The sequence below is a fragment of the Flavobacterium seoulense genome (assembly GCF_000695795.1).
GTDB classification, from domain to species: Bacteria; Bacteroidota; Bacteroidia; order Flavobacteriales; family Flavobacteriaceae; genus Flavobacterium; species Flavobacterium seoulense.
Genome location: NZ_JNCA01000016.1, coordinates 122328 through 148931 on the forward strand (window position 1 = coordinate 122328; position 26604 = coordinate 148931).

25 protein-coding genes and 1 tRNA gene are annotated in these 26604 nt (G+C 33.2%); 5 read left to right on the plus strand and 21 right to left on the minus strand.

Annotated features, from left to right (window positions below; translation table 11 throughout):
* Positions 1–74: 74 nt before the first annotated feature.
* From accC to pdxA, 6 genes are all read right to left on the minus strand, one after another.
* Positions 75–1421: an acetyl-CoA carboxylase biotin carboxylase subunit gene (gene accC, locus FEM21_RS08505; RefSeq protein ID WP_035659526.1), complete on the minus strand. Its 1347-nt coding sequence runs from the start codon at positions 1419–1421 to the stop codon at positions 75–77.
* 88 nt (positions 1422–1509) lie between these two features.
* The gene (gene accB / locus FEM21_RS08510; protein WP_035659527.1) at positions 1510–1992 is read right to left on the minus strand and encodes an acetyl-CoA carboxylase biotin carboxyl carrier protein; all 483 of its coding nucleotides are present in this window, start codon (positions 1990–1992) and stop codon (positions 1510–1512) included.
* Positions 1993–2016: 24 nt separating this feature from the next.
* Complete coding sequence (locus FEM21_RS08515) at positions 2017–3015, minus strand: beta-ketoacyl-ACP synthase III (protein WP_035659751.1); 999 nt, start codon at positions 3013–3015, stop codon at positions 2017–2019.
* A gap of 172 nt (positions 3016–3187) precedes the next feature.
* On the minus strand, positions 3188–3385 hold the full coding sequence (gene rpmF, locus FEM21_RS08520; protein ID WP_035659528.1) for a 50S ribosomal protein L32: 198 nt from the start codon (positions 3383–3385) through the stop codon (positions 3188–3190).
* A gap of 9 nt (positions 3386–3394) precedes the next feature.
* The gene (locus FEM21_RS08525; protein WP_035659530.1) at positions 3395–3937 is read right to left on the minus strand and encodes a YceD family protein; all 543 of its coding nucleotides are present in this window, start codon (positions 3935–3937) and stop codon (positions 3395–3397) included.
* A gap of 89 nt (positions 3938–4026) precedes the next feature.
* On the minus strand, positions 4027–5070 hold the full coding sequence (gene pdxA / locus FEM21_RS08530) for a 4-hydroxythreonine-4-phosphate dehydrogenase PdxA (RefSeq protein ID WP_035659533.1): 1044 nt from the start codon (positions 5068–5070) through the stop codon (positions 4027–4029).
* A 56-nt stretch (positions 5071–5126) separates the two neighbouring features.
* Here pdxA and FEM21_RS08535 point away from each other — a divergent pair, with 56 nt between their 5' ends.
* Positions 5127–5714 (plus strand): riboflavin synthase, encoded by a 588-nt coding sequence (locus tag FEM21_RS08535; RefSeq protein WP_035659535.1) that lies wholly within the window; start codon positions 5127–5129, stop codon positions 5712–5714.
* Positions 5715–5734: 20 nt separating this feature from the next.
* Here the strand turns inward: FEM21_RS08535 and FEM21_RS08540 are convergent, their stop codons facing one another.
* The 5 genes from FEM21_RS08540 to FEM21_RS08560 all read right to left on the minus strand — a co-directional run bounded on the left by FEM21_RS08540 (position 5735) and on the right by FEM21_RS08560 (position 10028).
* Positions 5735–6064, minus strand: coding sequence for a hypothetical protein (locus FEM21_RS08540; RefSeq protein ID WP_035659537.1), 330 nt, complete (start codon positions 6062–6064; stop codon positions 5735–5737).
* Between the two features lie 106 nt (positions 6065–6170).
* A tRNA-Ile gene (locus tag FEM21_RS08545) sits at positions 6171–6244 on the minus strand.
* A 118-nt stretch (positions 6245–6362) separates the two neighbouring features.
* Entirely contained in the window at positions 6363–6764 is a 402-nt protein-coding gene (gene mce, locus FEM21_RS08550) for a methylmalonyl-CoA epimerase (protein ID WP_035659539.1), read from the minus strand.
* A 14-nt stretch (positions 6765–6778) separates the two neighbouring features.
* On the minus strand, positions 6779–9064 hold the full coding sequence (locus FEM21_RS08555; protein WP_035659541.1) for a hypothetical protein: 2286 nt from the start codon (positions 9062–9064) through the stop codon (positions 6779–6781).
* Complete coding sequence (locus FEM21_RS08560; RefSeq protein WP_035659542.1) at positions 9024–10028, minus strand: hypothetical protein; 1005 nt, start codon at positions 10026–10028, stop codon at positions 9024–9026. The genes FEM21_RS08555 and FEM21_RS08560 overlap by 41 nt, the downstream gene beginning before the upstream one ends.
* Positions 10029–10167: 139 nt before the next feature.
* On the opposite strand from FEM21_RS08560, the gene FEM21_RS08565 reads away from it, so the two are divergent.
* Positions 10168–11850, plus strand: a complete 1683-nt coding sequence (locus tag FEM21_RS08565) for an Ig-like domain-containing protein (RefSeq protein WP_316930341.1) — start codon at positions 10168–10170, stop codon at positions 11848–11850.
* Here the strand turns inward: FEM21_RS08565 and FEM21_RS08570 are convergent.
* The 5 genes from FEM21_RS08570 to FEM21_RS08590 form a co-directional block, all read right to left on the minus strand.
* Complete coding sequence (locus FEM21_RS08570; protein ID WP_035659544.1) at positions 11847–12611, minus strand: amidohydrolase; 765 nt, start codon at positions 12609–12611, stop codon at positions 11847–11849. The two genes, FEM21_RS08565 and FEM21_RS08570, sit on opposite strands and share 4 nt — an antisense overlap.
* 99 nt (positions 12612–12710) lie before the next feature.
* Positions 12711–13457, minus strand: coding sequence for a succinate dehydrogenase/fumarate reductase iron-sulfur subunit (locus tag FEM21_RS08575; RefSeq protein WP_035659545.1), 747 nt, complete (start codon positions 13455–13457; stop codon positions 12711–12713).
* 45 nt (positions 13458–13502) lie between these two features.
* Positions 13503–13877, minus strand: a complete 375-nt coding sequence (locus FEM21_RS08580) for a four helix bundle protein (protein ID WP_035659546.1) — start codon at positions 13875–13877, stop codon at positions 13503–13505.
* Between the two features lie 20 nt (positions 13878–13897).
* The gene (locus FEM21_RS08585; protein ID WP_035659547.1) at positions 13898–15898 is read right to left on the minus strand and encodes a fumarate reductase/succinate dehydrogenase flavoprotein subunit; all 2001 of its coding nucleotides are present in this window, start codon (positions 15896–15898) and stop codon (positions 13898–13900) included.
* Between the two features lie 12 nt (positions 15899–15910).
* On the minus strand, positions 15911–16576 hold the full coding sequence (locus FEM21_RS08590) for a succinate dehydrogenase cytochrome b subunit (protein WP_035659548.1): 666 nt from the start codon (positions 16574–16576) through the stop codon (positions 15911–15913).
* A gap of 369 nt (positions 16577–16945) precedes the next feature.
* On the opposite strand from FEM21_RS08590, the gene FEM21_RS08595 reads away from it, so the two are divergent.
* Both FEM21_RS08595 and FEM21_RS08600 read left to right on the plus strand, forming a co-directional pair.
* On the plus strand, positions 16946–18307 hold the full coding sequence (locus tag FEM21_RS08595; protein WP_035659754.1) for a hydroxymethylglutaryl-CoA synthase family protein: 1362 nt from the start codon (positions 16946–16948) through the stop codon (positions 18305–18307).
* A gap of 202 nt (positions 18308–18509) precedes the next feature.
* Positions 18510–19802: an aminopeptidase P family protein gene (locus FEM21_RS08600; protein WP_035659550.1), complete on the plus strand. Its 1293-nt coding sequence runs from the start codon at positions 18510–18512 to the stop codon at positions 19800–19802.
* A gap of 117 nt (positions 19803–19919) precedes the next feature.
* Here FEM21_RS08600 and FEM21_RS08605 read toward each other — a convergent pair whose 3' ends face one another.
* The 3 genes from FEM21_RS08605 to FEM21_RS08615 all read right to left on the minus strand — a co-directional run bounded on the left by FEM21_RS08605 (position 19920) and on the right by FEM21_RS08615 (position 21305).
* Entirely contained in the window at positions 19920–20114 is a 195-nt protein-coding gene (locus FEM21_RS08605) for a hypothetical protein (protein ID WP_035659552.1), read from the minus strand.
* Between the two features lie 160 nt (positions 20115–20274).
* Entirely contained in the window at positions 20275–20796 is a 522-nt protein-coding gene (locus FEM21_RS08610; protein ID WP_035659554.1) for a ferritin, read from the minus strand.
* Positions 20797–20882: 86 nt separating this feature from the next.
* A complete protein-coding gene (locus FEM21_RS08615; RefSeq protein WP_236353581.1) occupies positions 20883–21305 on the minus strand; it encodes a hypothetical protein in 423 nt (140 codons plus the stop codon).
* A gap of 118 nt (positions 21306–21423) precedes the next feature.
* On the opposite strand from FEM21_RS08615, the gene FEM21_RS08620 reads away from it, so the two are divergent.
* Entirely contained in the window at positions 21424–22206 is a 783-nt protein-coding gene (locus tag FEM21_RS08620; RefSeq protein WP_035659558.1) for an alpha/beta fold hydrolase, read from the plus strand.
* On the opposite strand, the gene FEM21_RS08625 is transcribed toward FEM21_RS08620, so the two are convergent.
* Positions 22203–24965, minus strand: a complete 2763-nt coding sequence (locus FEM21_RS08625; RefSeq protein WP_035659559.1) for a PD-(D/E)XK nuclease family protein — start codon at positions 24963–24965, stop codon at positions 22203–22205. The genes FEM21_RS08620 and FEM21_RS08625 overlap by 4 nt on opposite strands.
* 63 nt (positions 24966–25028) lie before the next feature.
* Entirely contained in the window at positions 25029–26447 is a 1419-nt protein-coding gene (locus tag FEM21_RS08630) for an OmpA family protein (protein WP_035659561.1), read from the minus strand.
* Between the last annotated feature and the right edge of the window lie 157 nt (positions 26448–26604).

Here is a 26604-nt window from a genome sequence, read left to right on the forward strand (position 1 = left end):
ACACATTTTAGAGCATAAAAAAAAGCCGTCTCGTTAAAAAAAACGAGACGGCTTTCCTAATATATTATAAAAACCTATTCTGGATCGTTCATTTTGAAAGTATCCATAAAAGCTGTTGTATAATCTCCTGCAATATAACGAGGATCATCCATTAATTGTCTGTGGAAAGGAATTGTTGTTTTAATTCCTTCAATAACAAATTCGTCTAATGCTCTTCTCATTTTACTAATTGCCTCCTCACGGGATTGAGCAGTAGTAATTAATTTAGCAATCATCGAATCGTAATTTGGTGGAATTGTATAACCAGAATATACGTGAGTATCTAAACGCACTCCATGACCGCCTGGCATGTGTAATGTAGTAATTTTTCCTGGTGAAGGTCTAAAATCATTATATGGATCTTCGGCATTAATACGAACCTCGATAGCGTGTAATTCTGGTAAGTAGTTTTTTCCTGAAATTGGAATTCCGGCTGCTACCATAATTTGCTCACGAATTAAATCGTAATCAATTACCTGCTCAGTAATAGGGTGTTCCACCTGAATACGTGTATTCATTTCCATGAAATAGAAATTACGGTGTTTATCTACTAAGAATTCAACCGTTCCGGCACCTTCATATTTAATATATTCAGCTGCTTTAACTGCTGCTTCACCCATTCTCTGACGCAATTCGTCAGTCATAAATGGAGAAGGTGTTTCTTCAGTTAATTTTTGGTGACGCCTTTGAACAGAACAGTCTCTTTCAGAAAGGTGACATGCTTTTCCATAAGAATCTCCTACAACCTGAATTTCGATATGACGTGGCTCTTCAATCAGTTTTTCCATGTACATTCCATCATTTCCAAAAGCAGCAGCTGCTTCCTGACGTGCACTTTCCCAAGCTTTATGTAATTCTTCTTCTTTCCAGATAGCACGCATTCCTTTTCCACCACCACCAGCAGTAGCTTTCATCATAACAGGATATCCTATTTCTTTAGCTACTTTTTGAGCTTGCTCGAAAGATTCTAAAATCCCTTCTGAACCAGGAACACAAGGAACACCAGCCTCAATCATAGTTGATTTAGCCGAAGCTTTATCTCCCATTCTGTCAATCATTTCAGGTGCAGCTCCAATGAACTTGATACCATGTTCCTGACAAATTTTTGAAAATTTAGAATTTTCAGAAAGGAAACCATATCCCGGGTGAATTGCATCAGCGTTAGTAATTTCGGCTGCAGCAATAATATTTGACATTTTCAAATAGGATAAGTTACTTGGCGCTGGTCCTATACAAACCGCTTCGTCAGCAAACTTTACATGCAAACTTTCTGCATCAGCAGTAGAATAAACGGCAACTGTTTTAATTCCCATTTCCTTGCACGTTCTAATTACACGAAGTGCAATTTCTCCTCTATTTGCAATTAATATTTTTTTGAACATCTATTCTGAGTTATGAGTTATGAGTTATGAGTTTTTAAAATTAGGATTGACTTAAATCATTCCATAATTTATAATTCATAATTTATAATTAAGACGGGTCTACTAAAAATAACGGTTGATCAAATTCTACCGGAGACATATCGTCAACTAAAATCTTAACGATTTTTCCTGAAATTTCAGATTCGATTTCGTTAAATAATTTCATTGCTTCAACCACACAAAGTACATCACCTTTAGCAATAGAACTTCCTACTTCAACAAACATTGGTTTGTCTGGAGATGGTTTTCTATAGAAAGTACCAATCATTGGCGATTTGATAGTGATATATTTAGAATCTTCAGCAGCTGGTGCAGCGGCAACCGGTGCGGCAGCGGCTGGTGCAGCAGGAGTTGCAACAATTTGTTGTACTGGCGCCTGAGCTGGTATTTGTTGTACATAAGTTGGCTCCGGAGCACTACTTTCTAATGTTGTTCTAATGGTAATTTTAACATCATCCATTTCTAATTTTACCTCGGCAACACCAGAATTAGATACAAATTTGATTAGGTTCTGAATTTCTTTTAAATCCATAATATTTGTGATTTTAGTTTAAATTTATTTTTTGTCGTATGCCCATTTCAGATAAATAGATCCCCAAGTGAATCCTCCTCCAAATGCAGCAAAAATAATAGTATCGCCTTTTTTAAACAAATGCTCGAAATCATTTAAAACCAAAGGTAAAGTTGCTGATGTTGTATTCCCATATCTTTCGATATTCATTAACACCTTAGATTCCTCTAGATTCATTCGGCTTGCAGTAGCATCAATAATGCGTTTATTAGCCTGATGTGGCACCAAAAAGTCAACATCCTCATTAGTAAGATTGTTTCTTTTCAGGATTTGTTCACTAGCATCAGCCATATTGGTCACTGCATATTTGAATACTGTTTTACCATCTTGTCTAATACTGTGTCTTTTCTCTTCTATTGTTTGAATCGTTGTTGGATGAAGTGATCCTCCTGCGTCAATTTTCAAGAAATCACGACCTACACCATCACTTCTTAAATATTCATCCTGTAATCCTAAACCTTCAGTATTTGGTTCGAATAATACTGCTCCTGCTCCATCTCCAAAAATGATACAGGTTGTTCTGTCAGTATAATCAACAATAGAAGACATTTTATCAGCACCTATTAGCAATACTTTTTTATATCTTCCTGATTGTATGTAGGCTGCAGCTGTAGACATTCCGTATAAAAAGCTGGAACAAGCTGCCTGTAAATCATAAGCAAAGGCATTTACAGCACCTATTTGAGTTGCAACATAAGCTCCAGTTGCCGAAACCTGCATATCCGGAGTGGCTGTTGCCATTAAAACCAAATCAATTTCTGAGGGATCTACATTGGCTTTAGCAATTAAATCTTCCGCTGCTTTTATGGCTAGGTAAGAAGTTCCTTTATCAGCATCTTTCAAGATTCTTCTTTCTTTAATTCCTGTACGTGAAGTAATCCATTCGTCGTTTGTATCAACCATGGTTTCAAGAACTTGGTTCGAAAGCACAAAATCTGGAACATAAGCTCCAACAGCAGTAATTGCGGCCGTAATTTTATTCATTTTATTCGGATATTTTCCCTTTTGTCTCACACAGAAGGAAACGTTTAAAAGGGGTTAAAATTACAAAAAAAATTAAACCCTTTCTCTTTAAAAACTTCTTATTTAACGAAAATCATAAATAACAAAAAACTCCCACAATGTGAGAGTTCTCGTATTTTTTTATAAAAACGTATTAAGCAAAAGTAGCTTCTGACTTGTCAATAACCACTTGTCCTCTGTAATACATTTTCCCTTCGTGCCAGTAAGCTCTATGGTATAAATGCGCTTCTCCTGTAATAGGACAAGTAGCGATTTGTGCTACTGTAGCTTTGTAATGTGTTCTTCTCTTGTCTCTTCTTGTTTTCGAAGTTTTTCTTTTAGGATGTGCCATTTTACTATATTATTTATCCGTTAATAGTTGCTTTAATTTGTCCCAACGCGGGTCAATATTTTCTTCTTTATCTTCTTTTTTAACCTCTTCCTTAACCTGCAATTCTTTTAATTTATCCAAAGCTTCTGTTTTCAAACTTCCGTCTTTCACTCCTGGATGAACTCGTTTTAAAGGCACCGAAAGCACAATCATCTCATAAATATATTGTACTATATCTATTTCAAATTCGCCAAAAGGCAAAATTAACAGCTCTTCATTATCATTATTAAACACTTCACCAAAACGAACTATTAATTTCATCTTACCTTTAATTGGCAAATCAAAATCTTCACCCGTTAAGTCGCAAGGAACATTAACCGTTCCTTTGTGCTTAAACTCTAACTCAAGTATATTGCTCTTTTTATCTAAAACTACTGCTACTTTGATATCTGAATTTTGAAATTCATTATACTCAAAGTGCTCAAAGAACGCATTATTTATTTGATACTCAAAATGATGTTTCCCTAGCTTTAAGCCTACGAAAGGAATTAAAAATTCTTTTGTCCTATTCATTTCAACAAAATTTTGCCCCTAACTTCGGGAGTGCAAAGATATAAAATTATTATAAAACCAATAACTTATTAATCTTTTTTTATTTACATTTATTTTTCCTTAACTTTTAGCGGCTTTTCGGTCATTTCTTCATACTGAATCCTTGAACGATAGACATCTAAAGCCAAATACACCGCTTCTTTAAACGAATTAAAATCGGCAATTCCTTTCCCAGCAATATCATAAGCCGTCCCATGATCCGGCGAAGTCCTGATTCTATCCAATCCAGCAGTAAAATTAACTCCTTTTCCAAAGGACAGAGTCTTAAACGGAACTAATCCCTGATCATGATAAGTCGCTATTATTGCATCAAATTTCTCATAATGCCCGCTTCCAAAAAAACCATCTGCCGCAAAAGGACCAAAAACCATTGTTCCTTTATCAAACATTTTTTTCAAAACCGGCTTAATCAACTCTTCATCTTCTTTACCAATAACACCTCCATCACCACAATGTGGATTCAAACCTAAAACAGCAATTTTAGGATTATTGATACTAAAATCACGAATTAAAGAATGCTTTACAGTATTTATTTTCTTTACAATCAAATCCTCTGTCAATCGAGAAGCCACTTCATTAATAGGCACATGATCCGTCAATAAACCTACTCTCAAATTATCCTGAACCATAAACATCAAAGCATCTCCGTCTAACTCCTGCTCTAAATAATCAGTATGCCCAGGAAACTTAAACTCTTCCGATTGAATATTGTATTTATTAATAGGCGCTGTAACCAAAACATCTACCAAACCTTCTTTTAATGCCTTAGTAGCAGCAACAAAAGATTTAATAGCATACTCACCTACTTTTTCATCATTAGTTCCCAAATTCAAATCGACACCTTCTTTCCAAACATTGAGAACATTAATTTTCCCAACAACAACCTGGTCCAATTTATCTATTCCATGAAGTGCTACCGAAGAATCAAGATTTCTCTTTATAAAAGACAAAATCTTTACATTAGCAAAAATAACCGGCGTACATAGTTCCAACATCCGAATATCTTCAAATGTTTTTAGAATAACCTCGCTTCCAATACCATTTAAATCTCCAATTGAAATTCCTACGATAATATTTTCTGCTTTTTTAATCATATCCCCAAATTTTTATTGCTAATTTTGAACTGCAAATTTAGTAAAATAAAACAAGAATGTTTACAGGAATAATAGAAACCCTTGGCACCATACAGGAAATAAAAAAAGAAAAAGACAATATCAACGTAACAATAAATTCCTTAATTACACCTGAACTAAAAATAGATCAAAGTGTAGCTCACAATGGAATTTGCTTAACAGTAGTAGCCATAAAAGACAACACCTACACAGTAACCGCCATTGACGAGACCATAAAAAAGACCAATTTAGGCGAATGGAAAGAAGGAAATTTAGTCAATCTGGAAAGAGCCATGAAACTCGGCGATCGCCTTGACGGCCATATTGTTCAGGGTCATGTGGATCAAACAGGAACCTGTATTTCAATTCAGGAAACTAACGGAAGCTGGCTCTACACCTTTGAATATGATGACAAATTAAATAACATAACAATAGAAAAAGGCTCTATCACCGTAAACGGAGTAAGTTTAACAGTTGTAAATTCGAAGAAAAATCAATTCAGCGTAGCAATTATCCCTTACACGCACGAACACACTAATTTTAAAGATTTTGAAGTTGGGTCTAAAATTAATCTGGAATTTGACGTAATAGGAAAATATGTTTCCCGACTCAATGAATTAAGATAACAGAAACAAAAAACTCCAATCTACATTGGAGTTTTTTTATTTTTACGCTCTACAGCCTTAACTATTACAAAAGAAGCAATCGCAACACCAACTACCATTGAAATATAAATATACCTGGAATTATTAATAGGTATTGTACAATAAGCTACAGGATCAAGCATACAATCTTTCCATGCTTGAGGAGGATTATCCGGATCGTCACCCTCAAAATCCCTACAACAATCTTGCCCATCTGGAGGAGGAACACCTCCTGGATAACCTGGGGGAGGAACAGTAACTTGTGAAAATACCGCTACGCTTATAAATAAACACATAATAAAAAAACTATATTTAAGCAATATCTTCCTCATGAATTTAAAAAAATCTCTTAATTAAAACAAAGATATACCATTTAACAAATACACCCAAAAGAAAAAACCTCTTTAAAACGTTAATTTTAAAGAGGTTTTATAGTTGTGGTCCCACCTGGGCTCGAACCAGGGACCACCTGATTATGAGTCAGGTGCTCTAACCAGCTGAGCTATAGGACCGGTTAAGAGTTTGCAATATTACTACTAATTTTTGTTTGCTCCAAATATTTTTGACTTAGTTTTTAAGATTAAAAACAACCCAAACTAAGAACAAACTGATAATTAGAACACTATCAAATCATTTTATACTTTGGCACAATTCAATCAAAACACCGTTAGTACTTTTTGGATGCAGAAAAACAACTAATTTATTATCAGCACCCTTTTTAGGAATTTCATTTAAAACCTCAAAACCATTATTTTGCAAGCGCTTAATTTCTTCTTCAATATTATCTACTTCAAAAGCGATATGATGAATTCCCTCTCCTTTTTTTTCTAAAAATTTTGCTATTACACTATTTTCATTTGTTGCTGCCAAAAGCTCAATTTTTGTAGTATCAGTTTTAAAAAATGACGTCAAGACATCTTCACTTCCTACTTCTTCTTGTTTGTAAGGCTGAATCCCTAATAGCTTTTCGAACAAAGCATTCGAAACTTTTATATCTTTTACCGCAATACCTATATGATCGATTTTTTTCATTTTATTCGATTTTTCTATTGATTGATATAGCTGTTAAAATAACCGCATTCTCTGATTACGTCCTGATAATATTTAGTATCTGAATATTCATTTTTCAAAAGCTGGAATCCGTTCCAAGCCAGGAAATTCAGTTTATCACCATAAAATTCCCAATAATCTTTATTTTTAAAATAATAGCGTTCATTATAAAAATCATTGCGTTCGCATTTTGCTAACAAATAGATACATTTTGCTTTTTGTTCTTTTGTAACTGCAGCTGCTAACGCTTTTTGATAATACATTTTTGACACAGAACAATCCACAATCATTCTTTTAATCGATTCTCTAAAATATGTTGGACTCGAACCGTAACCAAGAATATTAACTTCATAAAATGTTCGCGCATTTCCAAAATGAGAGATATTATAAAATGCATTTCCTAACAACAAATTATTATTATAAAGATCTTCATTTTTAGTCACTTTATCCTGCATTTCCTGAATTAAAGTCAAAAATTGCAGTTGCGTAAACTTTCTTTTTTGATAAGCCGCATGTTCACAATCATGACAATCTTTTATATTTCCATTAAACGGATTCCCTAACAAAACTTGATTTTGTAAACTATCTGTTTCTTTCATGAAAACAATTGCTTCAGGAATTTTATTGGCAAATGTTGCTTTTACCGCCTGAAAAACACTAATATCTCTTAATTTTAAACCATAGACACTTTGTGCTATTTTTTCCATCTCGGTTTTATCCGATTTCAAAAGAAAATCTTTCATAGCCTGCAAATTTTGTGAATTATCGTAAAAAGAATTTTCTTTTCCTGTATAATCATAATTTGTATGTGAAAACAACTCGGTCATAACCACCTTTTTTTGCGCTTTATACAAAGATGACAAATAGGTTTTACTCCAGTTTGAAGCATTATAATAACGAAAATCTTCCAGATTTTTCTTTGGTAATTCATTATACAGCCAATTCAAATCTTTCAAAATTGTTTTTTCGGAAGCCGGATTGATTAATGTTATTTTATTCAAATTATTTACAAAACGCAGCAATCGTAATTGATTTGAAGCCAATTCAGTTTTTGGCAATTTAGCTTCAACAACATCATAAATTTCATCTGCTTTAGCATAATTTCCGTTTAATGTTTGCAAATATCCCAAAGCAATATTCCATAAATACGGCTCATTGGTAGCATTTGAAGCTGCAATTTTTGTCACCAAATTAAAAGTCGACTGATCTAATTTGGCTTTTTGTAATTTCTTATTTTCAGCAACCGATTTGTCTTTGTAATTCAGCTCCGTCTTATTTTCCTGATTATTAATCAATCTGGTCAATAAATAATTAAGATGTTCACTTGAAGGATCTAATTCGAAAATTTTAGCAATTGCCGTTTCTTCATCTTTATAATAACCATGAATAGCCCAGAGTGCCGCTTTTTCCTTATTCGTTTTTGCCAAAGCTAAAGATTGATTCCAGTCGGATTCGTCTTGCGGATGAAAACTGTAAGCCGCCACAACCCGCATTGCCGGACAATGATCAAAAACCTGACTGTACAAATAATTAGATTTTGCATATTCTTTTTCTTTGTGATACAATCCGGCAACATAACTCAATGCACGATAATACAAAGTATTTTTAGGAACAGAAGCTTCTGTTTTTGTAAAAAAATCAATTGTTTTTTCTTTATTAGCATTATAGAAATAAGCTTTTAAAGTTTGAAACCAATAACGGTTTTTCAGGAAACTATCAGAAGTTGTTTTATATTCTTTTTCTAATGCAGTTAGCGTTTTCGAATCTGAAAAAACTTTAACCTGTACAGGATCATAACCCCAATATTCTTCTCCTACAGATGCTTTTTCGACTTGTTTAGCCAAAAATAGAAAATTCAAAAAAGCTTTGTTTCTTTTATCTTTTAGATTAAAAATTTTAGTCCATTTTTTCGAACTTTCATTTTCTTTTTTAGAAACATAAAATGCATTTAATTCTTCTATATCTTTAACACTTTGATCTACCAAAAAAAACTTTACAGTTTCAGCATTCATACTACCACTCAGGTATTTTTCCCAATCGGCGGTAATTTCATCATTAAAACGGGAATTATGTTCGGTATCAAAACCTATTTTGTAAAAAACCTCGCCCGATAAAAACAAAGGCGAATAGGATTTATCAACGAAAATTTCAGGAGTAAAATTAGAATTATAGTACCAGTCTTCAAACCAGTCGCCACCACCACAAGCATAAATTACACTGTAAGCCAGTAATAAAACCGAACTAAAAACAAGAAACAACTTGCTCAAAAATAGTTTTTTCATAATTTTTTATATTGAATTCGTCTAAGTCGTAAAAGATAATTTCTTTAGGTTGTGTTGCTGCATTTTCGCTTAAATCGGCTGCCATTTCTTTTAAATCATTTTTCGAAATAGCCTCAATTTTTAGCTGATCTCCTTTTTTATAAAAAGTTCCATTTCGATAATTAGAAGTTGTAACAACAAAATTAGCATCGCCATCTAAAGCAAATTTCTTGTCCTTTTTCAAGTCTAAAACACTCATTTTACTTCGCAATCCTATTACTTTATTATCCCGAATGTGAATTCCCCAGGAATAAATAGGCAAAGCAAAATTTAAAGTTAACGGATATTTTTTTAAACTTTTAATATAACGCTGCGCAATTTCGCGATCGTATATTGAATTTGAAGTATTGACACCAATAGTCCCCATATTGTAATACATCAAAACTCCCGAATCGACATTAGGAATAGCTGTTTTTTCGAAATATTTAATTTGATGCAAACGAATAGTTGCCGATAATTTCTTAGTTGACATTCGCTTAAAAGATTCCATAAACCGCAAATAATTTGCCTTACTACTCAGCGTCCAGTCGCAATCAATTTGAATTTCTTTGCAGGAAAGTCCGTTTTTAGTATTGATTAAATTTACAAAATCAAAGGTTTGTTTTGCCAATTTTTCTACATCCAAATTCTCTTTAAGCAATACTTTATTTTTAATAAAAACTACAGGAACAATTTCGTTTACGTTTGGTTTTTCAGGAAAATGAATAGGACTTAACGGAATAGCTTCTTCAGTTTTTGGATGTAAATCGATATCAAAATACCGAATATAGATTTTTTGAACTGCATTGTTTTTAATAGTTTCTTTTTCTGATGTTGACAAAGAAAAATTAGTTTTCCAGTAATAAAAAGAAACAGCAGGCTTTTCTTTTTGACTACAGGAAACCAAAAACAAAAATAATATCAGGTAAAAGAAATCTTTTTTCAAAAATGATTAATTAAAATAAGCCTAACAAATGTAAGTAAAACTCCTCTCGTACACGATTTAAAGTGTCCTAATAATTCGCTAAAAAATTTCGCTTAGCGAAAATATAATCGTTATTTTGTGGAATTAAATTTCTATGATAATGATGTTGAAAAACACTTCAAAATACATTTTATTTTTATTCGTGATTTTACTTATTAGTTGTGCCAAAAGAGGTAGTATTACCGGCGGACTAAAAGACACCATTGCTCCAAGTTTAAGAACGAGTTTTCCTGAAAATTTTAGTACCAATTTTAAAGAAAAACAAATCAAATTAGAATTTGATGAAATAGTGATTCTAAAAAACATTCGAAAACAATTAGTGATTTCGCCACCTATGAAAAACGAACCACTAATTATCCCTACAACTGCCAGCAAAACGATTACTATAAAAATAAAAGATACGCTGCAGCCCAATACCACCTACAGTTTTAATTTTGGGCAAAGTATAACTGATAATAACGAAGGAAATCCGCTAAATCAGTTTAAATATGTGTTTTCAACGGGTACTTATATCGATTCATTAGCGATAGGCGGAAAAGTAAAATATGCTTACGAAAAAGAACCGGAATCATTTATTTCGGTTATGCTTTATGAAGTTAACGATGCTTACAATGACTCTGTAGTTTATTCCCAAAAAGATCCTGACAAAAAAATTCCAGGACCAACATATATTACTAATACATTAGATAGTTTAAAAACTTTTAGTTTAGAAAATTTAAAAGCAGGCAAATACCGCCTGATCGCTTTGAAGGATTTAAACAACAATAATAAATTTGATCCAAAAACCGAAAAAATAGGTTTTATCAAGGAGTTTATTACGATTCCAAATGACACTTTGTACGAATTAGAATTGTTTCAGGAAATCACTCCTTTTAAAGCATTTAAACCTACTCAGGAAACAGGAAATAGATTATTGATGGGCTACGAAGGAAAAAAACCAGAAGCTAATTCGAAACCTAAAATCACTTTAAAACACAATAATGAAATTCTAACGAGTATCATTACAAAGATGCCTAAAAAAGATTCGCTCCAAATTTGGTACAAACCCATTAAAACCGATTCTTTAAAAGTAGAAGTTTCGCTAAACGAATACAACAAAGCATTCTCATTAAAAACAAGAAGCAATAAAAAAGATACTTTAACTATTAATTCTGTTGCTGCAGTAAGTTTTCAGGATCTTTTAGGAATTGAATCTTCGACACCATTAGTAAAATTCGACGAGTCGAAAATGAAATTAATCGATGGAGATTCGACAGCAGTAAAATTCACCACGATTTACGATGAATTCAATCAGAAGCTATTTTTTGATTTCAAAAAAGAGCCTGCTAAAAAATACATTTTAGACCTGCTTCCTGGCGCTTTAACTGATTTATTTGAGCAGACTAATGACACGCTTAATTTCCAGATGAGTACTAAAGAACTCGAACAATACGGAAATTTGAAATTAAAACTGGAAAAAATAAAATCGTTTCCCGTTATTGTGGAGTTGCTAAAATCAAGCGGTGAAGTTGTTGCCAGCCAATACATCGAAAAAGATGCTACAATAGATTTCACACTTCTTGATCCGGCACAATTCACCTTACGGGCTATTTATGATGATAATAAAAACAAACAATATGATCCCGGAAACTTCATGGAGCAAAAATATGCCGAAGAAGTAATTTATTTTTCGGGAGAAATAGATGTCAGGGCAAACTGGGATGTGGAACAGGTTTTTGACTTGAGTATTCCTTATACACCTCCTCCGAAAACAGACCCTAAAAAGAAGAAAAAATCAAATTAGGTTAATTGAAAAGAATCTTTATCGTTTAAGAAACCAAATCTTTTTCGCGTTTCAATTAATTGATCTTTATCTAAAACAGCCACAAAAACAGCCTCTGTTTCTTGTGGCTTTATTATATAATTACCAAGGCTGTCCAACAATTGAGAATGTCCGGAATACTGGTGTTCATTCCAATCAATTCCTACCCGGTTTACAGCTGCAACATAACTCATATTTTCAATAGCACGCGCTTTTAATAATGCATCCCAGGCGGCAACTCTTTTTTCAGGCCAGCTCGCCACATACAACAACAAATCGTAGTTTTCTACATTTCGGGAAAACACCGGAAAACGCAAATCATAACAAACCATCGGGCAAATTTTCCAACCCAGATAATCCACAATTAATTTTTGATTGCCTGCCGTATAGACTTTATCTTCTCCTGCCAATGTAAACAGATGTTTTTTATCATAAAACTGAATTTCGCCCGAAGGAAAAACAAACAGCATTCGATTATAAAAATTCCCTAATTCTTTTATAACCAAACTCCCAGTAATCGCTGTATTTTTGGCTTTCGCCAAAGATTGCATCCACAACACCATTTCACCTTGCATGGTTTCAGCCACAGCAGCAGGATTCATGGTAAAGCCTGTAGAAAACATTTCAGGAAGTACAATTAAATCAACAGAGTTATCAATTCCATTGATTTTTTCTTCGAAAAAAATTCTATTGGCTTTTGGGTTTTCCCAAATTAAATCAGATTGGATTAAGGCTATTTTCATAACAAAAAAGTTGTTTCACAAAGATACGGAAAGTTTGTTCCAACAAAAAAAGCGCATTCAAATCAATGAATGCGCTTTTGTAATATAATTGAGAAATTATTATCCTTTGATACTTGCTGACATGTACTCTCTGTTCATACGAGCAATGTTTTCAAGAGAAATTCCTTTTGGACATTCTACTTCACAAGCTCCAGTGTTAGTACAGTTACCAAATCCTTCATCATCCATTTGGCTTACCATGTTCAATACACGATCCACCGCTTCAACCTGACCTTGTGGTAATAATGCAAACTGAGAAACTTTGGCAGCAACGAATAACATTGCTGAAGAGTTTTTACAAGTAGCTACACAAGCTCCACATCCAATACAAGTAGCCGCATCAAAAGCCTTATCAGCATCATTTTTGTTTACCGGAATGGTATTAGCATCGATAGTATTTCCTGAAGTATTTACTGAGATAAATCCTCCTGCGTGTTGAATTCTGTCAAAAGAACTTCTGTCAACCACTAAGTCTTTTACAACCGGGAAAGCAGCTGCACGGAATGGCTCGATTGTGATTGTATCACCATCTTTAAACATACGCATGTGTAACTGACAAGTAGTTACTCCTCTGTCTGGTCCGTGAGCTTCTCCATTAATGAATAAAGAACACATTCCGCAAATTCCCTCACGACAATCGTGGTCAAAAGCTACTGGTTCTTCACCATTGTTAATTTGCTGTTCGTTAAATACGTCAAGCATTTCAAGGAATGACATATCAGGTTCGATTCCGTCGATTTTATAATCGACCATTTTCCCTTTATCCTGGGCGTTTTTTTGACGCCATATTTTTAATGTAAGTTTCATAATTTGTTATGGGTTATAAGTTAAGAGTTAAACGTTATAGGGTTACTATTCCATTTTTGTCTTAGCTAAATAATTTATATATCCATTTAATATTGCTTTGGTTCTTTCAAACCGTTCTCTAAATTCTTGCAACAAATCTTCTTCAATATAACTTTCATCTAAAGCAGTAATCATCTGATTTAAAGCTTCGGTCAACGAACCTCTGGCAATTCTGCAAAATTGAATGTTTTCTTGATAATGATATCTTCCAAAACCTTCGGCAATATTATCACTAACAGATCTAGAAGATCGTTTAAGCTGACTTGTTAAGGCATATTTTTCGTCAATTGGAAATTTCGGAAGAATATTTTGAGAAACAAAGATTCTTAATTCTCGTGCTGCTTTCCAGCATTCTAAATCTTCGAATGACTTTAAACTCATAACCCTTAACTCTTATACTTTTATTTATAACTACGTTGAACTAATTTAATGTTTTCGTAATTCAATGGTTCTTTGTGTAATACTGCATCACTTGGTTTTCCTTTGTATTCCCAAGCTGCAACATAAGCAAAGTTATCATCATCACGAAGTGCTTCTCCTTCTTCTGTTTGATACTCCTCACGGAAGTGACCACCACAAGATTCATTACGGTGTAAAGCATCTTTAGCAAACAATTCTCCTAATTCTAAGAAATCGGCAACACGAATTGCTTTTTCTAATTCTTGGTTGAATTCTTTATCAGTTCCAGGTACTCTTACATCTTTATAAAACTCTTCACGTAAAGCAGCAATTTCAACAATAGCTTCGTTCAATCCTTTTTCGTTACGAGCCATACCTACTTTATCCCACATAATTTTACCTAATTTTTTGTGGAAATAATCAACTGAATGCGTTCCTTTATTATTGATAAAGTTAGCAATCAATTCTTTTACGCTTTTCTCAGCTTCTTCAAATTCAGGTCTGTCAGTAGAGATAGGTCCCATTTTGATGTCCGGAGCTAAGTAATCACCAATTGTGTAAGGCAATACAAAGTATCCGTCAGCTAAACCTTGCATCAAAGCAGAAGCTCCCAATCTGTTTGCACCGTGATCTGAGAAGTTAGACTCTCCAATTGAGAAACATCCAGGAATAGTAGTCATTAAGTTATAATCAACCCATGTTCCACCCATTGTATAGTGAACCGCAGGATAAATCATCATTGGGGTTGTATATGGATCCTCGTCTACAATTTTATAATACATTTGGAACAAGTTACCGTACTTACTTTTTACGATTTCAGTTCCTAATTTAGTTACTAAAGCTTTATCATTAACATCTAAACCTTTTACATAAACTGCTTCAGAACCGTAACGTTGAATAGCCGCAGCAAAATCTAAGTAAACTGCCTCACCTGTTTTGTTAACACCAAAACCGGCATCACATCTTTCCTTAGCAGCACGAGACGCAACGTCACGAGGTACTAAGTTACCAAAAGCAGGATATCTTCTTTCTAAGAAATAATCTCTGTCAGCCTCAGCTAAATCAGTTGCTTTTTTCTTTCCTTCACGAATAGCCTGAGCATCTTCTAATTTAGCAGGAACCCAGATACGTCCATCATTACGTAGAGACTCTGACATCAAAGTTAATTTTGACTGGTGATCTCCTGAAACCGGAATACATGTTGGGTGAATTTGAGTATAACAAGGGTTGGCGAAGAAAGCTCCTTTTTTGTGGATTTTCCAAGCTGCAGTAGCATTCGATCCCATTGCATTAGTTGACAAGAAGAAAACGTTTCCGTATCCTCCAGAACCAATAACAACTGCGTGAGCTGAATGTCTTTCAATTTCACCTGTAATTAAGTTACGAGCGATAATACCTCTTGCTTTTCCGTCAATAACTACTAATTCAAGCATTTCGTGACGGTTGTACATTTTAATTTTTCCACGACCAATTTGACGGTTCATTGCAGAATAAGCTCCTAACAATAATTGTTGTCCTGTTTGACCTTGTGCATAAAATGTACGGGAAACCAAAGTTCCTCCAAAAGAACGGTTGTCCAATAATCCGCCATATTCACGAGCCAATGGCACCCCTTGAGCCACACATTGGTCAATAATATTAGCAGAAACTTCAGCTAAACGGTGTACGTTTGCCTCACGAGCACGGTAATCTCCTCCTTTTACAGTATCGTAGAACAATCTGTAAACAGAGTCACCGTCTCCTTTATAATTTTTTGCTGCATTGATTCCCCCTTGTGCTGCAATAGAGTGCGCACGACGTGGTGAATCCTGAAAACAAAATGCTTTTACGTTATATCCTAATTCTGCTAAAGTAGCAGCTGCAGAACCCCCAGCTAAACCTGTTCCAACAACAATAATATCTAAATTACGCTTGTTAGCAGGGTTTACTAAATTAATATGATCTTTATAATTTGTCCATTTGTCCGCAATTGGACCATTTGGAATTTTTGAATCTAATGCCATTATAATTGAATATTAATGATTGAAATGATGAAATAATGCTATAAATACGAATCCTAAAGGAACGATTACAGAAAACCATAACCCGAAATTTTTCATTCCTTTAGTATATTTATTATTTGCTCCTACTGATTGAAAAGAAGAACTAAATCCGTGACGTAAGTGTAATGATAACAATACAAATGACAAACTGTATAAACCAGTACGAACCGGACTTACAAATTTCTCAGCTAATTCATGAGCATATCTCGTTTCATCAGCTGGATTGAATTCTACATATTTATATACAATCTCCGGAACCCAGAAATCATAAAAATGCAATGCTAAAAATGCCAAAATTACTGAACCTGAAATAATCATGTTACGAGAAGCCCAACTTGCATTAGCAGCTCCATTATAACTTGCATATCCTATTGGTCTTGCTTTTTTGTTTTGAATATCCAAAACAAATCCCATGATAAAGTGAAAAATAACACCTACAATAAGAATTGGCTGAATAACAAATTGAATCAAAGGATTCGTTCCCATAAAATGAGACATCGCATTAAAAATGTCGGCACTAATTACCGAAGTCAAATTGATTAAAAAATGCTGCGCTAGGAACAACATCAAAAAAAGTCCTGAAAGTGCCATAGCTACTTTTTTTGCTATTGACGATTTCAATAATCCAGATTTTGCCATAATATTTTAGAATATAATTTAAAAAGTACACAAAAATAATTCAATTAGTAGGTAACTACAACCTTTTCGCTCTTATTTAGAAACGTTATAAAGTTTTTGTTAAAAAACAGCAGTTTTTAAGCCTAAAAATAAAGTTAAATTACTGATATACAATATTATAAATAATTTTATTTTGATCAATAGAAGAAAAAAACTCACAAAAACCAATAAATTATTACCAATCAAAAGCATAAAAATTACACATTTAATAATTTTAAACTTCAAATTCTTTAAAATCAACAAAAAACACAAAATCACGCTATTTTGTGTACTAAAAAAAACAGCTTTTTCAAAGCGTCATTTTATCTTTACGGTCTTAAAAAAATGAAAATGAAAACAGGAATTGACGCAATCTCATTTGACGTTGCTAAACTACATTTACCCATAAAAACATTGGCAGAAGCCAGAAATATAGAACCCGAAAAACTAGAAAAAGGACTCGGATTACTTAAAATGACATTGCCGGATACACATCAGGATACGGTTGTTTTTGCTGCAAATGCGTTGACAAAACTTATTCAGGACAACAAAATAGGCCTAAACGAGATTGCAAGAATATATGTTGGAACCGAAAGCGCTATTGACAGTGCTAAACCTGTTGGTTCTTTTCTTGTTGACCTGATGGAACAAAAATTTGGAGAAAATACTTTATCCGAATGTGATGTGGTTGACTTTACTTTTGCCTGTATTGGCGGTGTCGATGCTATGCAAAACTGTCTTGACTTCATCAAATTAAATCCAAATAAAAAAGCAATTGTAGTCACTACTGATTTTGCAAAATACGATTTGAATTCGACTGGCGAATACACTCAGGGCGCTGGAGCAACAGCAATGTTAATCACAGTCAATCCAAGAATTATTGCTTTCGAAAACAATTGGGCAACAAATACTAAAGGTGTTTTTGATTTTTTCAAACCTTTTAGAACAGTTTCTAAAGAAGCCATTACAGGAAATGCAAATAATGATGTTTGGTTTGACAATCTGGAAAGCAAAATCGAAATCCACAAAGACCAACCTGTTTTTGACGGACAATATTCGAACCAATGTTATATGGATCGAACAAGAAATGCTTATTTTTCATTTAAGAAACTAAAAGAAACTTCTGCTACTTTATACAATTCATGGAGCAGTATCATCATGCACCTGCCTTATTCATTTCAAGGACGCAGAATGCTATCTGAGATTTATACTTTGGATGCACAAAATTCAGTAATTACTGGTAACGAAACTCCAGCTGAATACCAAACTAAATTAAAAGAAACCAGCAAATCTGCAGAATATAAAACTTTTGTCGAAGAAAAATTAATGCCAGCCGAATTAGCTTCTTCATTAATTGGAAATTTATATACAGGTTCAATTTTTATGGGATTTCTTTCGACTCTGGCACATTTTTATGATTCGAAAAAAGAAATTTCAGGAAATACTTTTGGATTCCTTGCTTATGGAAGCGGATCTAAATCGAAAGTATTTGAAGGAACGATTCAGCCCGAATGGAAAGCAGTAATTTCAAATATCAATCTTTTTGAAACCTTAGAAAAAAGTTTCGAAATTGATTTTGAAACTTACGAGAAACTACACAAAAAAGAGCAAAAACAATCTATTCAAACTCCAAAAAACGAATGGGTTTTAGACCGGATAGAAAGCGAAATCCCAAATTTACTGGGGGCCCGCTATTACAAATGGATTGATTAAATTCGTAAAAGCTATATTTTAAGACTTAGACAAAATATCTTTGTCAAAAAAAATTAACCGCAAATTCACAAATTATTATTTTTAATTTGCGAATTTGCGGTTAATTAATTTATAAAGAAACTGATTCAATCTATTTTAGTCTGTGCTAATCTGTGACTAAAATTACAAAAGCAAGCAGCTTTAACTATTAAAATTCCGCAAAATGAAATACCATCAAATTGATCGTAACTTATTTATAAAAAACCGCAGCAAATTTACAGCTCAAATGAAGCCTAAAAGTGTTGCGATTTTTAACTCTAATGATATTTATCCCGTTAGTGCCGACAGTACTTTGCCATTTGCACAACATCGTGATATTTTTTATCTAAGCGGAATCGATCAGGAAGAAAGTATCTTATTGCTTTTCCCGGATGCTCCTTACGAGCACCAAAAAGAGATTTTATTTTTAAAAGAAACCAGCGAATTAATTGCCATTTGGGAAGGAGCTAAATTAACTAAAGAAGAAGCCTTTGCTGTTTCAGGAATTAAAACGGTTCACTGGTTGCAAGATTTCGAAAAGGTATTGGCAGAATTAATGTCGTATTCCGAAACGATTTACATTAATACTAACGAACATTATCGTGCTGCAATTGAAACCGAAACCCGCGAAGCACGTTTTGTAAAATGGTGGAAAGAAAAATACCCAGCTCACGCTGTTGCCAAAAGTAATCCTATTTTACAAAGACTTCGTTCAGTAAAAGAAAGCGAAGAATTAGATTTAATTCAGCATGCCTGTAATATTACCGAAAAAGGTTTTAGAAGAATTCTTTCATTTGTAAAACCTAATGTGATGGAATATGAAATCGAAGCCGAATTCATTCACGAGTTCATTCGCAATCGTTCCAAAGGTTTTGCTTACACGCCAATTATTGCTTCAGGAAATAATGCTAATGTTTTACATTATATCGAAAACAATAAACAATGTAAAGAAGGTGATTTAATATTACTCGATGTTGCTGCTGAATATGCTAATTATTCCAGTGATTTAACCCGAACCATTCCTGTTTCCGGACGTTTTACCGAAAGACAAAAAGCAGTTTACAACGCTGTTTTAAGAGTAAAAAATGAAGCTACAAAAATGCTGACTCCGGGAACACTCTGGAAACAGTACCAGACAGAAGTTGGTAAAATCATGTCGTCAGAATTATTAGGTTTAGGACTTTTAGACAAAGCCGATGTTCAGAACGAAAATCCCGATTGGCCAGCTTATAAAAAATATTTCATGCACGGGACTTCACATCACATGGGATTAGACACCCATGATTACGGATTATTACACGAACCTATGCAGGCTAATATGGTTTTTACCGTTGAGCCAGGAATTTACATCCCAGAGGAAGGTTTCGGAATTCGTATTGAGGATAATGTTGTTATTCAGGAAAAAGGTGAAGCATTTAATTTGATGAAAAATATCCCGATTGAAGTGGAAGAAATTGAGAGTTTGATGAACAGTTAGTGTTCCGTTTTTAGTTCTCAGTACTCAGTACTAAGTACTCAGTTCATATAAATAAAACAAAAACGGCTCACAATAAATTATAAACCGTCTTTTATTTTCTACATCTAAAAAAGAAATTTATGACTCATCTTTAGTACTACGAACTAGACTTATACCAGACATGAAAAATACAATTCCAAGTATTCCATAAACAATTAATGCTTTTACATCTCTAGTTTCTCCAGACGTCCCGGTAAACAATACAGCTGTATAAATTAAACCTACAATACCTAAAATTGTAAGTAATCCTCCGAAAAATCTTTTAAGATTCATGATATTTAGTTTTAATATTTCTAATCAAATTTACTATCATATATTTTTAAAACATTACACAATTACCTAAATTAATTATATGATTCACAGAAGATTAACCAATAAAAAATCCCTTAACAATTTTCATCATTAAGGGATCTTTTCAACTTTATTACTTGGTTTATTCTCCAATTTTAGCAATTTGCACATCTAATGCAAATTTTCCTGCTGCTTCATTTTCATTGATTAATTCGAAAAACTCTAAAGCTCTACGTGCGTTTTTCTCCTCTTCTCTTTGTTCAGCAACATACCACATCATGAAATCTTCTGTAGCATAATCATTTTCTGCTCTACATTTTGCAATTACTTTATTAACTGCTTTAGTTACAGCGATTTCATTTTGCAAAGCAATTTCAAATACTTCTCTAAAAGAAGCAAATTCCTGTTGCACTTCGGCAACAGCAGGTGTAATTGCAATTCCACCCATATCTGTAATATATTTAAAAACTTTTAAAAAGTGCTCACGCTCTTCTTCAGCTTGTTTGTATAAATATTCAGCTGTATTAGCGTATCCGTTTCTGTCTAACCAAGCTGCCATAGCTAAATACTTATTAGAAGCATCGCTTTCAATTTTAGCTTGTAAGTTTAATATTTGTTCGATTCCTTCTGACAGGGAAGTAGTATTTCTTAGTAGATCTTTCATGACGTTTAGATTTTATAATTCAAAATTACAAAAACTTAAACGATATGAGCAAACCTATGAGAAATTTGAATTTATTCTAAGTAAAATCAAGCTAAGTTTGCGATTAATACATCGCAAAGCATTGAATTCAAACTCAGGGTAAATTTAGTTCCATTTAATAATTCTCTAAGCTGAACTATTTCGCAAATGGTAAGATTACGTGAGAAATTTTTCTTTGTAGTTTCGATCAATTGTGCATCTGACTGATCTGATAAATCATAAAGCATATTCATAATATCAACGCTGTTCACTTTTCTTTGAAAAATCAAGAAATCCTGAACTTTATAGCTGGAAACAGTGTCAACAAAGTTTACAACGATACTATCAGTTGTATCACATTGGTAAGTATAACCTTTTTCAGTTTCAAATAAAACGTTACTTGTTAAATCACTAATTTGCTTCATTGTTATCAATAATAATGGTGCAAATTTATATAAATTAAATGAATTACACCAATAATTAAGACTCATTTAAAATAACATTTATTGCTTTTAGCGTTAAAAATATCAAAAAATGAATTTCTAATACAACTTATATCTTATTTGAAATCCTTTATAAAATCTTATTTTTGCATAAACAAATAGTCAATTGAGCCAGATAAAATATAAAAACACCACAATTTCATACACAGATATTGGAAAAGGAACCGCTGTAGTTTTACTTCATGGTTTTCTGGAAAACCAAACAATGTGGAATACCTACATTGAAACTTTTGCTAAAAAAAATCGGGTGATTACTATTGATTTATTAGGTCATGGCGCAACAGAATGTATGGGATATATTCATTCTATGGAAGACAATGCCGATGTAGTTCATGCTGTTTTAAACAAACTACATCTTCGTAAAGCCATATTTGTAGGGCACTCCATGGGCGGTTATGTTGCTTTGGCTTTCGCCGAATTATTTCCGGATTACGTAAAAGGACTGGTTTTATTAAATTCTACTTCCAGAGCCGACAGCGACGAAAGAAAAGCAAACCGGGATCGGGCGATTAAAGCTGTAAAACAATCTTTTTCTAACTTTATTTCTTTGTCAATTGCGAATTTATTTAGCGAAGAAAACCGAGAAAGATTTAAAAGAAATATTGAATTAGTAAAAACTGAAGCTTTAAAAACACCCTTACAAGGAATTGTTGCTTCACTAGAAGGAATGAAAATCCGTATGGATCGCGAAGTTTTGCTGCATTTAACACCTTACCCAAAAATGCTGATTCTTGGCAAAAAAGATCCTGTGTTAAATTATGAAGAAACCATAGAACAAATTGAAGACACCGAAGTTCAATTAATCACTTTCCCTGACGGACACATGAGCCATATTGAAAACGAACCAGAATTGACTCAGGTACTATTAGATTTCTTCAAAAAACTCTAGACTTTTTCCTCAAACGGAATCGTTTCATCTAAAATTTCTTTTAGTAATAATACAATTTGTTCGAGATAATTAGTCATTATTTCATTATTTATAATCTGCTGAATCTCTTTATCTTCTTTGAAAACAAAAGGTAAAAAACCCGATTTTAAATTTTTAAAAGATATAATTCCTGCTTCAATAGGCTTCCCGTTAGCCTCTTGTTCATACATAAAAGCGTAAGCTAAAACCTGAATAATTTTATCGCTTTTAATTTCCTGCGTTAATCCGTTCCAGGATTTTAAAATCACATTTGTTTTATCGACTTTTCCTGTTTTATAATCAATAATTCGAATATTTCCGTTACGCTCTTCAATTCGATCTACATTTCCTTTTATCAAAACAGGAAATGGTAAACCGGGATGATTCAAAGTACGTTCGAATGTTTTTTCTAAAGCAATAATCTTAATGGCATCACCGTCTTTTATACTTACTAATTCTACTCTCAGGAAATTTGAAACATTACGTTTAGCTACTTCAAACGCAAGCAAATTACGTCCTTTTTTAATTTCTCCTTCTTTATAAACAAGCTTAAATTGTTTTAAAACCTCAGCATCAATAAGACTAAAACAGTTTTCAATATCTTTTTCAGAAATGAATTCCCCAATAAAAGGCGTATATAAAGCCAACAAAGTTTCGTGAATAATCGTTCCTAAAGTATTCAAAGCTATATTCTCTTCTACTTCTTCTACTTCTCTAATTCGCAAAATTTTCTGAAAATAAAACTGAATTGGATTTCGTATATAACTCGTCAATGCCGATGGCGAAAAACCTTCATTAGCAATTATTCTCAACCGTTCCATTACCGATGATGATTTTTCAATTACTAATGGCTTATAAGCAGTTTCAGGTAAAACAGCATTATAAATTTCATGTGACACATTATGATTTGCCTGTTTTTCGACTTCTAACTGGGTAATAAATCGGCTTTTTTCTCCGGCATCGAGTCCTTCACTTTCGGTATTGTATAGCAAATAAATATTCTTTGCTCTTTGTAATAAATGATAAAAATGATAGGTATAAATAGCGTCTTTTTCTTTAAAAGTAGGTAATCCTAATTCTCGTTTCACATCATACGGAATGAAAGAGTTTTGCGATTTCCCTGCCGGAAATTTACCTTCATTCATTGAAGTCACAATGACGGTATCAAAATCAAGAACACGGCTTTCCAGAACTCCCATAATTTGCAAACCACTTAATGGTTCTCCTTCAAAAGAAACCTCGACCAAATCAATTACTTGCTTATAAATAGCATGAAGAGTTTCTATTTTATCAATATGCTGATGTTTCGAATAATAATTAATCAGCTTATTAATTACTTTAAAAATGGCAAAAACAAAGGTCTTGGCTATTTTTTCCTCTTCATTATCATTACTCAAATTATTTTTTATTGTCAATAATAATTTTGACACTGTTTCTAAAACAGCAATTGAACCATTTTCCCATTTTTGAAATAACAACAAAAATAAGTCCGTTGGTTTTTCATTTAATTCTATCAGCTTTTGATAACTGATAAAAGTATAATTATTACTATTGATTCGGTTTACCAATGCAGTAGTTTGAGCATAAGGTTCCACCAAAGGATGTGTCAAAACATCTAAAACATCTTTATAATAAAACACATAACTTTTTGCATTTCTGGACAAAGCATTTGTATGCATTTTAAATAATTTAGCAATCAATATCTGAGCTGGATTATTTTTACCCGAATACCCCATAGTAATATTTAATGCTCCAACTGTTGATGGCAGAGAGTATAAAAGCGGAACTAAAAGATTTTCTTCTCCTAGAACAATTGCCACTTTGTCTAATGAAGTCGTTGGATTTTCATTAATAATATTTTCAATAATACTTCCTGTAATTTTGGCCTGACCAATGCTTTTTGGTGTTCCAATAATCTGGATATTTTTTGATTGCGAAAAATCATCTACAATCCATTCGAAAGGATTTGACTTATAATGTTTCCAATTTTCCTTAAATCTTCGTAAAAACAAAGCAGCATCATGATAAGGATCATTTAAAAAAACCTGATCGGCATCCCAAAATATCTGAGCCTTATTATCAGCAATAAGATGTTGGATAATTTTTTCTTCAGATGCATTTAAAGCATTAAAACCGGCAAAAACAAACTGTTCTTCATTAATAGTATTTGAAAAATGATTCAAATTCCGAACTGCTTCACGGTAAATTAATCCTTGATAACCTACTCCTTTATTTAGCAAATGACTGTATAATGTCTGGTAATAAAGCGGTAATAATTTCCAAAAATCAATATATTTTTCAAGTAATGTAGTTTTATTTTCTACTTCAATCCCCCATTTTTTAATATCTTCAATATCTTTCAAATAAGATAAAACATGAGTTGAATCCAGTAAATAGCGATCAATTTCATTAAAATCCTGCAATAATGTTTTAGCCCAATTTGCAAACAACTCAAACGATTGCTGGTTTGATTTATCCGTTACAGACAAATACACTTCATAAAATTCAAACAGTAATTCTATAGGATCGATAGCCCGAATCTTTGCAATATCCTGAATAAAATCTTCGATACTAATAATTTTTGGCGCAAAAATATTTTTATCAACTTGCTTCTTAAGCGCTTCAATCAAAAAAATCTTAGCACGTTTATTAGGCAAAACCACAATTGTGTTTGCTAATTTCTCTGAATATTTTTCGATTAAAACCTGAGCGATTTTATCTAAAAAAGTAGTATTTATCATTTTATAAAAATAAAAAAAACGCCCCGATAAATCGGGGCGTTTCCTATAATTATTTAGAAGAAATTATTTGATTAATTTCACTTCAGTTCTTCTGTTTAATGCTTTACCAGCAGCAGTTTTGTTAGTTGCAACCGGCATAGTTTCACCGTATCCAACTGATTTAATTTTGCTTGCAGAAACACCTCTTTCAATCAATGCATTTGAAACTGCAGCAGCTCTAGCCTCAGAAAGTTTTTGGTTAAATGCATTAGAACCATCGCTATCAGTATGTCCTTCAATTAAGAACTCAGAATTTGCATAGTTTTTAAGAACACCAGCCATTGCATCTAATCTCTTAGGAACATCAGCATCTTTGAATGTAGATTTACCAGAATTAAAGTAAATAAATCTAGCTTGAGATTTTAATTGATCCATAACTTCTGGAGTTACTTCTGGACAACCTTTATTACTAGCCGGACCAGCAACATTAGGACAAGCATCATCTTTATCAGCTACTCCGTCTCCATCAGTATCTGGCCAAGGACAACCTGCATTTTCTTTAGGACCAGCAACATTAGGGCATTTATCATTTTTATCAGCCACTCCGTCGTTATCAGCATCAGGACAACCTTTTAAAGAAGGTAAACCAGCAACATCCGGACAAGCATCATCTTTATCAGCTACTCCATCACCGTCAGTATCAGGACAACCATTAAATGCTGCTAAACCAGCAACTTCTGGACAAGCGTCTTCAGAATCAACAATTCCATCTCCGTCAGTGTCTGGACATCCGTTGAATTGTTTTAAACCAGCAACTTCCGGACAAGCATCATCTTTATCATATATTCCATCACCATCAGTATCTTTTCCTCCAAATTTGAAAACAATACCTGCTGTGTGTTGAAAGTGAGAACGTACTAAAGGATTATCATTATCAAATGCTTTCTTGTAAGAAGTTCCAAGTGCTAAACCAACATTTTCAGTAAACCAAAAAGTTAATCCTGCACCAGCATTTACAGTTCCAAAGCTACTATCCCCTAAGAAAGTATATCCTCCACCTAAGTGTAAACTTGGATCAACAACTTTAGAATTAATTAGCTCCATGAAACTATATCTCACTTTACCATCAATTCCATAATACATTAAGTCTCCTGGATTAGTTACAACATAACCACGAGAATCATGTCCTGGAGCAGTAGGATTGAAAGTAACTAATTTATCAATTTTATTAACCGAACCCTGAAGTCCAAAAGAGAAACCACTACCAATGTAACGAGATACACTTAAGTAAGATACAGAAGGAAGAATATTCCAGTTATTTTTTACATCAAATGGTTGTGAAAAATGACGATCCAACCAGTTGTTACCACCACCTGCGCTTGTTTTTGTATCAACCGCATTTACTCCAAATTCAATTGCCCACGGATTGTTACTGTCTTGTGCCTGAGAACTTATCCCCATCACCATCATTACAGCAACAAATAGTTTGTTTAGATGTTTCATACTTATTTTTTTTAATTACAATTTAGTTAATTATTAACAAAAGTAACTCCTAATTATTGAATTACAAAACAGAATGTTAAAAAAACCTTATATAATTCCCATATTGATACTTATCAAATGCAGTAAAAAAATTATAAAAAATAGTAAGAAAACTCAA

Bases quoted from the DNA above. Each gene is read 5' to 3' on its own strand.
- FEM21_RS08615 (WP_236353581.1), bottom strand. From the start codon at position 21,305: ATGAGTCTTAATTATTGGTGTAATTCATTTAATTTATATAAATTTGCA.
- FEM21_RS08585 (WP_035659547.1), bottom strand. From the start codon at position 15,898: ATGGCATTAGATTCAAAAATTCCAAATGGTCCAATTGCGGACAAATGG.
- accB (WP_035659527.1), bottom strand. From the start codon at position 1,992: ATGGATTTAAAAGAAATTCAGAACCTAATCAAATTTGTATCTAATTCT.
- FEM21_RS08555 (WP_035659541.1), bottom strand. From the start codon at position 9,064: ATGAAAAAACTATTTTTGAGCAAGTTGTTTCTTGTTTTTAGTTCGGTT.
- FEM21_RS08565 (WP_316930341.1), top strand. From the start codon at position 10,168: ATGATGTTGAAAAACACTTCAAAATACATTTTATTTTTATTCGTGATT.
- FEM21_RS08570 (WP_035659544.1), bottom strand. From the start codon at position 12,611: ATGAAAATAGCCTTAATCCAATCTGATTTAATTTGGGAAAACCCAAAA.
- FEM21_RS08540 (WP_035659537.1), bottom strand. From the start codon at position 6,064: ATGAGGAAGATATTGCTTAAATATAGTTTTTTTATTATGTGTTTATTT.
- pdxA (WP_035659533.1), bottom strand. From the start codon at position 5,070: ATGATTAAAAAAGCAGAAAATATTATCGTAGGAATTTCAATTGGAGAT.
- FEM21_RS08605 (WP_035659552.1), bottom strand. From the start codon at position 20,114: ATGAATCTTAAAAGATTTTTCGGAGGATTACTTACAATTTTAGGTATT.
- FEM21_RS08525 (WP_035659530.1), bottom strand. From the start codon at position 3,937: ATGAATAGGACAAAAGAATTTTTAATTCCTTTCGTAGGCTTAAAGCTA.
- FEM21_RS08535 (WP_035659535.1), top strand. From the start codon at position 5,127: ATGTTTACAGGAATAATAGAAACCCTTGGCACCATACAGGAAATAAAA.
- mce (WP_035659539.1), bottom strand. From the start codon at position 6,764: ATGAAAAAAATCGATCATATAGGTATTGCGGTAAAAGATATAAAAGTT.
- FEM21_RS08580 (WP_035659546.1), bottom strand. From the start codon at position 13,877: ATGAGTTTAAAGTCATTCGAAGATTTAGAATGCTGGAAAGCAGCACGA.
- FEM21_RS08610 (WP_035659554.1), bottom strand. From the start codon at position 20,796: ATGAAAGATCTACTAAGAAATACTACTTCCCTGTCAGAAGGAATCGAA.
- rpmF (WP_035659528.1), bottom strand. From the start codon at position 3,385: ATGGCACATCCTAAAAGAAAAACTTCGAAAACAAGAAGAGACAAGAGA.
- accC (WP_035659526.1), bottom strand. From the start codon at position 1,421: ATGTTCAAAAAAATATTAATTGCAAATAGAGGAGAAATTGCACTTCGT.
- FEM21_RS08590 (WP_035659548.1), bottom strand. From the start codon at position 16,576: ATGGCAAAATCTGGATTATTGAAATCGTCAATAGCAAAAAAAGTAGCT.
- FEM21_RS08600 (WP_035659550.1), top strand. From the start codon at position 18,510: ATGAAATACCATCAAATTGATCGTAACTTATTTATAAAAAACCGCAGC.
- FEM21_RS08625 (WP_035659559.1), bottom strand. From the start codon at position 24,965: ATGATAAATACTACTTTTTTAGATAAAATCGCTCAGGTTTTAATCGAA.
- FEM21_RS08575 (WP_035659545.1), bottom strand. From the start codon at position 13,457: ATGAAACTTACATTAAAAATATGGCGTCAAAAAAACGCCCAGGATAAA.
- FEM21_RS08515 (WP_035659751.1), bottom strand. From the start codon at position 3,015: ATGAATAAAATTACGGCCGCAATTACTGCTGTTGGAGCTTATGTTCCA.
- FEM21_RS08595 (WP_035659754.1), top strand. From the start codon at position 16,946: ATGAAAACAGGAATTGACGCAATCTCATTTGACGTTGCTAAACTACAT.
- FEM21_RS08630 (WP_035659561.1), bottom strand. From the start codon at position 26,447: ATGAAACATCTAAACAAACTATTTGTTGCTGTAATGATGGTGATGGGG.